10 protein-coding genes are annotated in these 12,382 nt (G+C 44.7%); 5 read left to right on the plus strand and 5 right to left on the minus strand.

Annotated elements, in window-relative coordinates:
• Nucleotides 1–67: 67 nt before the first annotated feature.
• Complete coding sequence (locus tag EX191_RS11115; RefSeq protein ID WP_047009779.1) at nt 68–1,411, minus strand: DEAD/DEAH box helicase; 1,344 nt, start codon at nt 1,409–1,411, stop codon at nt 68–70.
• 552 nt (nt 1,412–1,963) lie between these two features.
• On the opposite strand from EX191_RS11115, the gene EX191_RS11120 reads away from it, so the two are divergent.
• Nucleotides 1,964–2,218: an Lpp/OprI family alanine-zipper lipoprotein gene (locus EX191_RS11120; protein WP_005375145.1), complete on the plus strand. Its 255-nt coding sequence runs from the start codon at nt 1,964–1,966 to the stop codon at nt 2,216–2,218.
• A gap of 26 nt (nt 2,219–2,244) precedes the next feature.
• On the opposite strand, the gene EX191_RS11125 is transcribed toward EX191_RS11120, so the two are convergent.
• From EX191_RS11125 to EX191_RS11140, 4 genes are read right to left on the minus strand one after another with little or no spacing between them, the layout of a single operon-like run.
• The gene (locus EX191_RS11125) at nt 2,245–3,171 is read right to left on the minus strand and encodes a L,D-transpeptidase family protein (RefSeq protein ID WP_005394922.1); all 927 of its coding nucleotides are present in this window, start codon (nt 3,169–3,171) and stop codon (nt 2,245–2,247) included.
• A 6-nt stretch (nt 3,172–3,177) separates the two neighbouring features.
• Entirely contained in the window at nt 3,178–4,593 is a 1,416-nt protein-coding gene (gene phrB / locus EX191_RS11130) for a deoxyribodipyrimidine photo-lyase (RefSeq protein ID WP_193447763.1), read from the minus strand.
• A gap of 19 nt (nt 4,594–4,612) precedes the next feature.
• Nucleotides 4,613–5,416: a MerR family transcriptional regulator gene (locus EX191_RS11135; protein ID WP_047009571.1), complete on the minus strand. Its 804-nt coding sequence runs from the start codon at nt 5,414–5,416 to the stop codon at nt 4,613–4,615.
• On the minus strand, nt 5,406–6,356 hold the full coding sequence (locus tag EX191_RS11140) for a YbgA family protein (RefSeq protein ID WP_046875782.1): 951 nt from the start codon (nt 6,354–6,356) through the stop codon (nt 5,406–5,408). The genes EX191_RS11135 and EX191_RS11140 overlap by 11 nt, the downstream gene beginning before the upstream one ends.
• Before the next feature lie 397 nt (nt 6,357–6,753).
• Between EX191_RS11140 and deoD the strand changes: the two genes are divergently transcribed.
• The 4 genes from deoD (at nt 6,754) to EX191_RS11160 (ending at nt 12,217) form a co-directional block, all read left to right on the plus strand.
• On the plus strand, nt 6,754–7,464 hold the full coding sequence (gene deoD, locus EX191_RS11145; protein ID WP_005394915.1) for a purine-nucleoside phosphorylase: 711 nt from the start codon (nt 6,754–6,756) through the stop codon (nt 7,462–7,464).
• A gap of 71 nt (nt 7,465–7,535) precedes the next feature.
• Nucleotides 7,536–9,005 (plus strand): hypothetical protein, encoded by a 1,470-nt coding sequence (locus EX191_RS11150; protein ID WP_005394913.1) that lies wholly within the window; start codon nt 7,536–7,538, stop codon nt 9,003–9,005.
• A 160-nt stretch (nt 9,006–9,165) separates the two neighbouring features.
• Nucleotides 9,166–10,650: a tetratricopeptide repeat protein gene (locus EX191_RS11155; RefSeq protein ID WP_053808308.1), complete on the plus strand. Its 1,485-nt coding sequence runs from the start codon at nt 9,166–9,168 to the stop codon at nt 10,648–10,650.
• Nucleotides 10,634–12,217, plus strand: a complete 1,584-nt coding sequence (locus EX191_RS11160; protein WP_006741935.1) for a diguanylate cyclase — start codon at nt 10,634–10,636, stop codon at nt 12,215–12,217. The genes EX191_RS11155 and EX191_RS11160 overlap by 17 nt, the downstream gene beginning before the upstream one ends.
• Nucleotides 12,218–12,382: the final 165 nt, after the last annotated feature.

Here is a 12,382-nt window from a genome sequence, read left to right on the forward strand (position 1 = left end):
TAAAAAAACCCGAGTGCGAACACTCGGGTTTTGAAAAACTAAAATCAGTTGAAAACTGGAGCGACTCTTACTCTTCAGAGTTTGGTGCCGCTGGCTTTTTCTTCGGGATGAACACATCATCACCCACTGATACGTTTTTGTAGAAACTCTTGTCACGTTTAACAGGTTTCTTAGCCGACTTCTTCGCTTGAGGGCGTGATTTCTTCGCTGTCGCTTTCTTGTTACGGAAATCTGGCTTAGGTGGCTTCAGGCCTTTGAACTTACCTTTCAGATCTTCGAATACTGAAAACTCAAGATCTTGTTGTAGGTAAGCTTCTACACGTTTAAAGCTATCCCAGTCTTTTGGACCAACAAGAGAAATCGCATCACCCTTGTTACCAGCACGGCCCGTACGGCCAACACGGTGTACATATTCTTCAGTATGCTTTGGCATATCGAAGTTAATGACGTGTGTCACTGTCGCAATATCCAAGCCACGAGAAGCAACATCTGTCGTCACTAGGATCTTGAATACCGCTCGTTCAAACTGGCTCATGATCGTATTGCGTTGAGTCTGGTTCAGGTTGCCACTCAGTGCAACGGCCTTCAGTTTCTTCTCGTTTAGCTTCGCTGTTAGGCGTTCTGTATCATCGCGCGTCGCCGTGAAGATGATAACTTGGCGATATTCTGCTTCTGAAAGTACGCGATCTAGAATCGCCTCTTTATGATCAAGATGATCACACAAGTAGAATTTTTGCGTGATATCTTTGTGTTCTTCGTTAGAAACACCGATAGCAATACGTTTCGGAGCATTGAGCATTTCAGCCGCAATGTCATTTACGTCGGCGTGATCCAACGTTGCAGAGAACATTAATGTTTGACGGCGACGATGCTTAGCTGCTTTATGGATACGACGAAGCTCTGGTGCAAAGCCCAAATCCAGCATACGGTCTGCTTCATCAAGGATCAGCGTTTCCAAACCTTCAAGGTAAAGCGAGCGGTGCTCTAAGTGGTCAGCCAGACGTCCTGGTGTCGCCACGATGAATTTCGGGTAACGGCGCAGTGCTTTCACTTGATCATTAAAGTTCTCACCACCCAAAATCAATGCAGCTTCATAAGATAGGCCAGCAAGCATAGAGCGAAGCTCACCATACACTTGTTTCGCTAGCTCACGAGTGGGAGCAAGAATAACTGCGCGAGGGTCTTTGGCAGAAAACGATTTTGTCTTTAAAGACTTGTGAAGCATTGGTAATACAAACGCCAAAGTCTTGCCCGAACCCGTTTTCGAAGATGCCAATAAATCCTTGCCTGCAATCGCAACAGGAATAGCCTGCTTTTGAATGTCAGTTGGTTTTTTAAAATCGTAGTGTTTTAGGTTCTTCAACAATCGGTTGTCTAGGCCTAGATCTTTAAATTGCAAAGTATTCTCCAATAAATCAGTCAGCGTCTGAGCGCTCTGTAATGTCGTTTCCGCTCTAACGCAGCAATAAAATAAAGCTCGGTATAATACCGCAAATCATAGGAGTATAGATAGAGATCACACAAACTAATTCCCACAGATGAAAACAAAACATCAGTTGCGGCTCAATTAAGAACACCCCCTCGCTTTATTGGTCAGCTGCTTGGCTTAAGATTTAGAGAAAAGCGAGCTCAAGGTGCGCCTCTCGTTCTCCAATAAAACTGCGTAAATAGCAGTTATTTGCGCCGAGAAACTTTCATTTGTGTCAATATCGTCTAAATTATTGATATCAGGAACGTGGCAAAAACACCTGCTATGAGAACTGTTGTGGGAATAAGGGAGATGATAATTCACTCACCTTTGTTAAGCTCAGGTAAAAGTTGACGTCAGGTACTCCATGAAATTCTTGGGTTTTTTTGACTTTTGCTACATCATGTACTGATAAAATGTATCCACATTTAACCTCGCTACTGTATAAAATAATAGTTGGTAGCGAGACTTTCACTATAAGCAAGGAGTTCTTATATGAACAAAACGTTGATCGCAGCTGCAGCAACTTCAGTACTTCTACTAGCAGGTTGTGCTTCTTCTGATGACGCAGCAACAGCAAATGCAGCAAAACTAGACGAACTAAGCAACCAAGTTAGCCAACTAAGCCAAGACGTACAAGCTCTTCAATCTGACGTTCAAAAATCAGGTGCAGCAGCAATGGCTGCTCAAGAAGAAGCTGAGCGTGCTAACGAGCGTATCGATAACATCGCTCAGTCTTACACTAAGTAAGATTTGATACCGCGTCTTAACGCCTGTTAAGGCGCGGTTATTTCGACAGGAACCCCATTCTGTGCGGCAATCGCTGCTTTAGCCTTCACATTTTTCAGTCCGAACTCATCCAGCCACCACTTTAACTCTTTTGGTACCTGTAGGTGATCTTTCTCACCATTGCTGCGAGTCAATGGCTCATGTGCCTCTAAAAATACACTTCTGTCCGGCTCTAGTGATACTTTCACTGGTTGGTTAATGATATTCACTTCTTCACCGTTACGAACTTTTTCAAACAACCATTCAATGTCGCTTGGGTCCATGCGAATGCAACCCGCGCTGACTCGCATACCGATGCCGAAATCTTTGTTGGTACCGTGAATAAGGTACTCGCCATTTCCGTAGGCTAAACGCAATGCAAACATCCCAAGTGGGTTGTCTGGACCAGCAGGTACAACGGTTGGCAAGTCAATGCCCTTCGCTTTGTACTCGGCACGAATCGAGGCTGGCGGCGTCCACGTAGGGTTTGGACGCTTTTGGCTAATACGCGTTGTCATCACCGGGGTGTCTCGCCCAATTCGCCCGATTCCCACGGGGAATACATGCACAATATCTTCTCCTTTCGGGAAGTAGTATAAGCGCAATTCCGCTAAATTAATGACAATGCCTTTGTGGGGTACATCTGGGAGGATCAGTTGTGTTGGAATAGTAAGAACGTGTCCCTCTTCTGGCAAGAAGGGATCCACGCCTTTATTTGCCGCCATTAAACCTAGCATCCCGACATCATAGTGCTTGGCAATATTTGCCATGGTTTCGCCTTCTTGCACGACGTGGTTTTCAAGGCGACCAATTAAACGACTGCCATCCTCTGGTAGCTCGTACATTTTAGCGAATGACAAACCACTCGCTAAAGATAACGATACAGATAACAGCGTACGTTTTGCGAAACTCATTGATCGCTTTTTGCTAAGCATTTCACTTTATTCCTTGGCACTTTTAAAGAGCCGTAAGGTTATCTCTCTTTCTGTCTTGTGATCAACCATCGGCTTGTGATATTCCAGTAAAGAAAATCCCTCCCAAGTCCAAGGTTTATGGATGTATTTGTTTGGCACACTTTTGATTTCAGGCACCCAGTGGCGCACGAATTGGCCATCAGAATCAAACTTCTCACCTTGGCTTATCGGGTTGAAAATACGGAAGTACGGCTGCCCATCACAACCCGTCGATGCAGACCACTGCCAACCACCATTGTTTGCTGCGAAATCGCCGTCCACCAGCTTACTCATGAAGTACGCTTCGCCCCAACGCCAGTCAATGTGTAAATCCTTGGTGAGAAAGCTCGCGACAACCATACGAAGCCTGTTATGCATCCAGCCTGTTTGGTTGAGCTGACGCATTGCTGCATCGACGATCGGGTACCCTGTCGCTCCAGCCTTCCATCGCTCAAAAGCCTGCTCATCATAAGACCACTGAATTTTATCCTCCCAGTCGATAAAGCCTTTGCCTTTAACGAGCTTTGGTTCGAAAACCAACAGATGCTGATAAAACTCACGCCAAATGATCTCACTCAACCAAGTTGCTTTTCCTTCTGTTAGGTCATTTTGTTGGTTTTCAGCATACAAGCGAGCAATACATTGCCTTGGTGACAACGCACCAATCGCAAGATAGGGAGACAGTTGACTGGTGCCATCAATAGCCGGAAAATCTCGATCTTCCTTGTAAGCATCACTGCGCTCACGAGCAAATTCCCTAAGCTGCTTTAAAACATCATTGGTCGAAGTAAACCAATTCTCGCTGGACTCTCGAGGATAGCTAAACGTGAAGTCTGAACTAAATCGAATCGGCTCTAATTGTTCCAATATTTTGCTGCTTAGCGGCGCTTGTTCTTGAGGCTTTGTTACCGTTGGCATTTGAAACTGCGTCAACCAAGCACGTTTGAATGGTGTAAATACCTTAAAATACTCACCTTGCTTATTGAGAACCGTCGTTGGTGGGTGCACACATTTGTCGTGGAACAGTTCAAAGTCGATATCATGGGAAGCTAGCGCCTCACTCACTTGTGCATCGAGCTCTCGTTCATTCACTTCATAGTGAATATTCGCCATAACAGACGTTGCTTCAAGTGTTTTCGCCCATTCACTAATCACTTCGGTACAATCAGAAAACGACGGCACCTCTTTGTATAAAAAAGGAACATTCAGGCTTTCCAACTCGTCGTTGAGATACTCTAAACGACGAGCAATGAGATCCGCCTGCATCGGCGCCATGTGGTGTTCTCGCCACTGCTCTGGCGTCGCGATAAAACAAGCGACAACAGGCTGACCTGAATCTAACGCCGCTTTAAGTGCGGTGTGGTCTAACGTTCGTAAATCACGTCGAAACCATACTAAGATCATAGTGTCTCCTTCGTTTCGTCTACTCTGTTAGGTGCAGTTTCTCAATCACTTCAGAACATCCAATACGTTCGCCAAAACGTGTTTGAAGCATTTTGATGGACTCCACTTGCTTAGCTGCCAGCGCTTTATTGGAAAACAGGTAAATGAGCGAGTAGCTATCAACAACTTCGTGCTCCAGTAAACCAGAGACATCATCAACTTTGTCGATCAACGTCGTGTGATACCCTTGCTCACACAACTTCGCCGCTTGAATCCAGCTCTCTGCTTCCCTATGTTGTTCAAAGCTGATAAGCAAGCACTTCCCTTTGGAAGCGGCTTTGTTTTCAGAGTCGATAACAAGGGCAAGACGAGTAATCAAACAAGTTTGAAATAACCCCATCTGCAACGATCTCAGCGATCCTTTGACCATCTCCAGCGCGTCAAATACAGGGTCAATAAACTGTTCAATAACCAAATTCAATGGATACTCTTTGAGAACAGAAGCAAGTAAGCTTTCCGCTTTGCCTCGATTCAGTTTCGAAAGTGCTGATAACATGGTCTCTACTTCTTCGAGAGTACGTACTTCATTGTTAACTTCTACGTCTGCACTTTTTCCCAACAGTCCCTTTACTTTACCGATTGCAATCCCCTTCGCGAGCCAACTCTGGACTTCACGAATCGTATCGAGATCTTGCTGTCGATAAAGTCTGTGCCCTTTTTCTGTTCGCTGAGGCTGGATCAAATTGTATCTTCTCTGCCAAGCTCTCAGCGTAACTGGCTTTACACCCGTGATTTCTGCGACATCTCGGATCGCGTATAGTTTTTCTTCTGAACTACAAACCATAGCGTAATCTCATCTCCTGCGGATACGGTTCTAAAAACTTCTGTTTTGCTAAATACTCATCTGGGTAAGTGTTTAAGTAGTGCTTAATCAATGTCAACGGTGCTAATAATGGCAATGTACCAGTGCGGTAGTCATGAATTACTGTTGCTAATTCTTCTTTTTCGTCTTTAGTTAGAGCGCGCTTAAAATACCCTTGTAAATGCATTAGTACGTTAGTGTTGTTTTTTCGGCTAGCACGATTCGCAAGTGCCTTCATAAGACCTAAGCGATACTCTTGATAGAATTCTTCGATTTCATAGCTAGCGACATCGGCAACTAATCGACCAAGAGAGCGGTATGACTCAGGGTGATGCGCCATCAAGGTCAACTTATAGCGCGAATGAAAATCGATGATTTTGCCTCGAGTTGGCTCTCCGTCCATCGAGTCATAAAAGTCGTTCAGGCAAAATACTCGGGTAATAAAGTTTTCTTTTAATACAGGATCGTTGAGTCGGCCATCCTCTTCGACCGGCAACCAAGGCATTTTTTTCATCAGCGTTTGTGTGTACAAGCCGACGCCCTCTTTCGCTGCGTTATTTTTGCTGTAAACCTTGACGCGCTCCATACCGCAAGTTGGAGACTTGGCACAGACGATGTAACCACAAAGTTGCTCGCTTTGTAGCTCCTCCACTTTGTTAGCAGAGTAAGCAAGCATATTATCGGTATGGTCATTCTCTGGATTTTTTGTTTCTACCAGCGCCACACGCTCTTCTTCGGAAATCAAACGAATTGTTGGTCGCGGCACTGGCATTCCGACGCCCACTTCGGGACATACCGAAACAAAGTCAAAATATGGGCTGAGCTCTTTAGTCACAAAGTTACTGACTTTATGACCAGAGTCAAAACGAACCCGTTCACCCAAAACACAAGAACTGATACCTACTTTGATTGAAGATTCCATGATGACGCATCCCTATACAAAATGTTTTGTTGTATAACTTATAGCAAGGCTTTTTAGATTGTACAAGAAAATAAACTGTACAATTTAATCGTTTTACTTTTCTCAAGAGCATTTCGATCAGCGCTTTCTCAAAAGTTTTTTATGTTCTCAATGTCCATTTTGTGCGCGCAATCGACAAATCGCTCAAAAGCGAATCGATTGCTCTTTTGCTTTCAACAGATTTAGTTATCAATGATGTTCATGGTTTCTAAAAGCGTGGTTTTTGTGACTAAGCTCTCAAGGGGCCACTGTACGTCCCGATATTATTGCTTCAACGAAAACGAACAAGTTCAACAGAATTGGTAATAGCGTTCTATACTAGAGGCGTTTTATCAAAACAAAACTTTGGAGAGCACTTATGGCAACCCCACACATCAATGCACAACCAGGTGATTTCGCTGAAACGGTTCTAATGCCAGGCGACCCTTTACGTGCTAAATACATCGCAGAAACGTTTCTTGAAGATGTGAAGCAAGTTTGTGACGTTCGTAACATGTTCGGCTTTACTGGCACTTACAAAGGCAAAAAAGTGTCTGTTATGGGTCACGGCATGGGTATCCCTTCTTGCTGTATCTACGTACACGAGCTAATCGCAGAATACGGTGTGAAAAACGTAATCCGTGTAGGTAGCTGTGGTGCGGTACGTGACGACGTTAACCTAATGGACGTTGTTATCGGTATGGGTGCTTCTACAGACTCTAAAGTAAACCGTATCCGTTTCAACAACCACGACTTCGCTGCAATCGCTGACTACGGCCTTCTAGAAGAAGCGGTAAACCAAGCGCGTGCTCAACAAGTACCAGTGAAAGTTGGTAACGTATTCTCTGCAGACCTGTTCTACACACCAGAAGCTGACATCTTCGAGAAGATGGAAAAACTAGGCATCCTAGGTGTAGACATGGAAGCGGCTGGTATCTACGGTGTTGCTGCAGACCTAGGTGCGAAGGCGTTAACTATCCTAACGGTTTCTGACCACATCATCCGTGGCGAAAAACTAAGCTCAGAAGAGCGTCAAAAGTCGTTCAACGACATGATGAAAGTTGCGCTAGAAACCGCAATCAACATCTAAGAACAAGTAGTAAGTAATAATTTGCAGCCAGAGTTATTGCTGGCTGCCCGAATTATCCCGAGGGGGCGATTGTGTCTAACGGCGAACTGCCAAAAGACGCAGATGGGTTACAACTCAACTTTTGTAAAACATTGGCGTGTGACAACTTTGGATTGAGTGATGCAAAGCGTTACGTTCTGCAACATGCTAACCCTAAACGTCCGGCGATGGTATGCCGTGAATGTGGAGCTTTCCCCCCCTTACTTAACAATCGCGATGTCGTGAACGAACTTCATCGCCTGCGACACGTCCACAGTGACGGGTTGCCTGCGTGCCGCAATGATGATTGCGAGAACTTTGGACTATCCGTCCACACACATAAACACCTCTACCACGCTTTCGGTTACAGCGGCGATCGTCAACGTTACCGTTGTAAAGCGTGTCAAAGTACCTTTGTTGATAAATGGTCAGGCGCGAACAAGAAGCTACAATTCCAAGAGAATTTAATGGGATTATTGTTTACTGGTTACTCTGTGCGCGAGATCTGCCGAAAACTCAGTATCAACCCGAAAACCTTTTACGATCATGTTGATCATATTGCGAGTCGCTGTCGCCGTAAATTAGCCACTATTGATGCTCGTTGGGTAAACCACGCAACGCACTATGAATTGGCCTCAAATTATGTTGCATTGCAGCCAAACAGCAATAATGGTGTCTACTGGATTGTTTCTGGTGAAGCGCACTCAGGCTATATTCTTTGTCAACATGTGAACTATTCTGCTGATGAAGAGCCAATCGCCACGCTAGACCATAACCCGTACGACGAGGTCTCTCGTTTTGTTTCCCAAGAGTACACAGCGGAAGCAAGTGAACCGCCAGCGGAACCTTCGAACCTCCTGCGTGAGCGTATTGACCAAAAATACCAAACCATTTTGGCTCGCGGTAACGTGGAAGATCCTCTTGGTAATCTTTCCGTATTCCATTACCCATCTAAAGGTGCATTAGTTCGTCCGCCTTACACATCATACGCTCATTACTTGCATGTACTTGATATGTGTTGCCCCAACAAACGTGTATCTCTATATATGCCTCAAGATCCCCTGCTACGTTCGGCAGCACTGAGCGTTTGTTTGTCTCGAATTAAAGAGAAAAATGTCGACTTGATGTACGTAGAAGAAGATGCAAATTGGGACATGAGCACACCTTTTGGCAAGGTCGATATCGCCTATATGAGCTGGTGGCGAGATCGCTGGGCGATCTCCACTCAAGACGAAAGCCACAAAGGCATTTGCTACCTCGCTGGTGATAGAAATGAGCCCGAGAAATGGTTTAACGTTGCAACAACTCGCCATGTGCAGTTCTATCAAAATCGCTTCCAGATCCTTTTCGAAAGCTTCATTAACGAGCCACGTCGCAAATTACGACCTGCTGGAATTTTACCTCTTTTAGATATATTCAGAGCTTGGCATAATTTGTGCTATCAGGATAAGCAGGGTCTTACCGCCGCACAAAGGCTAGAAGTCACTGATGCTCCTTTGACCATCAAACAGCTCCTATCGTAACTATTGGCATTTAGATGTAGTAATTAGGGGCTGTGACAGTATACATTACGGCACCTAATCGTTTACCAAAGCGTTATCCGCATCGTTTTGGTAATAAAACATGCATCTAACCACTTAATATTAGGTGTGAATTCCAGTTCGATAGTCATGGATGTGAACGTTGGATAAAAACCAAATTCAGCTAGAAGATGAGCTCAAAAAGCTTAAAGGCCAAATAAAAACGGCCCCTGAACACACCTTCAGTGTTGCGCAGCAATACCGTATCCGCGCGGAGCAAATTTTATTTGTGGATGGTGAAATCAGAGCATTGCTGATAATGGCGCAGTGCTGTTGGTGCCTAATGGATTACCGACAAGGCTTAAAGCTAGTCAAAGACGCCTACAGCAAGCAAACCCAACTTGAAACCGACGACCACCTGCCCGAAATTCTTCATTTGTTTGCTCTTCAATATTGGGGACAAGCAAAGTATTACTCAGCCCAACAATATTGGATTAATGCACTCGAACAATCCGCCCTCGTTGATGATATTGAAATTCAAATCGAATCTCTAATTGGGCTTGGCAACGTATGGCGCATCACAAATGAGCATCAACTTGCCGCTTCCACTCATGAGTTGGCCGTTAAAGTGGCAAACAACGTCCGTATTGCTTGGTTGGAAGGCAAAGCTCGTATCCTGTTGGCTTGGGACTATTACTTACTGAATAAATTTGTCGAAATGCTCACTGTGCTGGATGGTGCAACCGAAGTACTAAAAGATCATGATGACAGCACATGGCAAGCCGAGATCTGGGACTTTAAAGGCTTAGCGCTACTTGGGCTAGAACGCCTTGATGCCGCAGAAGAAGCCACACAAAAGGCCCATAAACTCGCTATTGAACATGATCTAATTTGGATGAAGGCACACTCGTTTATCAGCCGCGCAAGGCTCGAACTCTTGCGCAAAAATACGGATAGTGCAGCAAAGTTACTACTCGCAGCAGAAGAGTCCGCGCTTAGTTTTGACAACGGCGAGCTACTAAGTCAGATTTGCTTTCAGCAATCTCGAGTCGCTGAAGAGCAAGGTGATTTTGAATCAGCGTTTAACGCGTTTAAAAAATACCGCAAACATGCACTCAAAATGCTCAAAGAACAGACTCATCGAGTCAGTATGGATAAAGCACGCGGCTCCAAACGCCAGCTAGAGCAACGAGCGCGTAAGCTGATTAATCGAATCCGTTCTCAACATGAGTATGACCCTGAAAAACAGTTTTCTAATGTTGTGTCCGAGACCTACTGGTGGGAACAGTTAGTTCTGTTTAAAACAGAGCTCAAACGCTCCAACCATGCGATCATTATGATTCAGCATGCAAACCCCGAATTTCTCGATGTTTGTACTGAGCTAGTTCATGCATTGACGACCTCAAGTGATCTCATCTCACGAATTTCCAGTGACAGACTAGCTATGTTAATTGCAGAGAAAGGTCAAGCAGCAGAAGATGTCTATCGCACGGTTCAGGCTATGTTAGACATCTATCCATGGAAACGTCGCGGGCTAAAAGGTCCCAAACCGATACTGTATTTGCAAGATATCCTGACCTTCCCATTCACTTTAGAGCAACTCGAAGAAAGCTATATTGAGGTAATGAAGCATGGAACAACTGCTTAGCAAGGTTACTGACGCAGGCATCGATCCTTCTTCCGTCTCTGGTGAAGAAGCGATTACGCTGTGGGAGCACATCGGGTTACATATTGCATCCACGAACCGAGAAAAAGCACATTGCTATATCATTAGTGCCGAGTATCGACGAGAAATTAAGCAGCTCAACGACAGCATCGAAGAATTACGACAAGCCCTTGAGTTGCTCGTTTTACCCGACGATGTAGAAGATATTCTGTCTGTAAAAGCAAGCTTGAGTGATCGTTTAGTAGAAGTAGGTGACTACAACGCAGCATTAACCGAGTATGTTGCTGCAACGAATATCGCCGTCGAATATGGCTATATTGATGAGTACGTACTGGCTATTATTGGAATGGGCAACTTGTGCGATGCCTATGGGGATCACCATCGCGCTTTGCGTTATTACCAAAAAATCGATGCGATCGATCACGCCATTAGCAGTCGCTCCCTACGTCTGCGCTACAAACTTTACATGCTTGCTTGTTACATCAGTTTGAACCGTACCGCAGACGCACAAGAATTATTGAGTGAGTGTGAAGAGCTAAGTATCCTCGTCAGTGATAAAAACCTTGCTGCGCAAATTCATCTCTACCGAGCCAAACTGCATCGTTTGCAAGAGGATTACCCTAACGCATTGCTTGCTATCTCGAATGTTCAGTATACGACGGGCAGTGCTACCACGTACTGGTTGTCCACAATGGTCAAAATCGAGACCGCATATTGTCTAAACGGTGTCGGACACATCTCTTTAGCCAACTTAGTGCTGGACTCTATCGGTAAACGAATTCAGAAGCACTCTTCTCCTCTTGTCGCTCAGCATTTTTACAACGCAATGAGTCAAGTTTACGCTTCTCAAGGGTTATTTCAGAAAGCATTAAACTGTGAAAAAAAAGCGTTTCGCATTGAATCTGACCTTGTCAAACACATTCCAATTGGTGAATTGGGTTCTACTCAATTACGTCGACTTTCTCGTTTTGAGCTACAGCTCAAACTCATTTTGTCAGAACTTGAAAACAAAGAACTCAAGGAAACCACCAAACAACATAAGAATACGGTCGCTCAACTACAGCAAGATGTCTTTACTGACCCGCTAACCTCTTTGCACAACCGACGTTGGTTAGAAGTCAAACTCAAAGACCTGCTTTTGCACGATACTGAATTTGCGTTGATGGTCATCGATATTGACCACTTTAAGTCCATCAATGACGAGCTCAGTCACCTTGTTGGAGACAAAGCGATTAAACGTGTGTCTCAAGAATTAGCAGGATACTTCAAATTTAAAGGCGCTTCTTGCGTTCGCTTTGGCGGTGAAGAGTTTCTTGTCATTCTAGAGAATAGCAATCTAGAGCGGGCAGAAATGCATGCCGAGAATTACCGCGAACGCATTTATCAATATGGTTGGGACGATATTCTTGGCGAGCGGGGGTTGACCGTATCGATCGGGATTACCTTACATCGAGAAGGAGAGAATACCCAACGTACCTTCTATCGCGCCGACAAAGCCTTGTACCGCGCCAAAGCCAATGGCCGAAACCAAGTCTGTACCGAACTTTAAACCATGCCCCAATCTTCACTTGGGGCATAACCGTGGCTTTTATTCTCCATTCCTTCCTTTATTACTACTTAGTTTGAATATAGTCGCCTTCACTTCTTATTGTCCTCGAATCGCAATCGATACGGATATCGCATAAACATAATTCAAGTACAAAATAACTTGATT

Source organism: Vibrio chemaguriensis (assembly GCF_012275705.1).
GTDB classification, from domain to species: Bacteria; Pseudomonadota; Gammaproteobacteria; order Enterobacterales; family Vibrionaceae; genus Vibrio; species Vibrio diabolicus.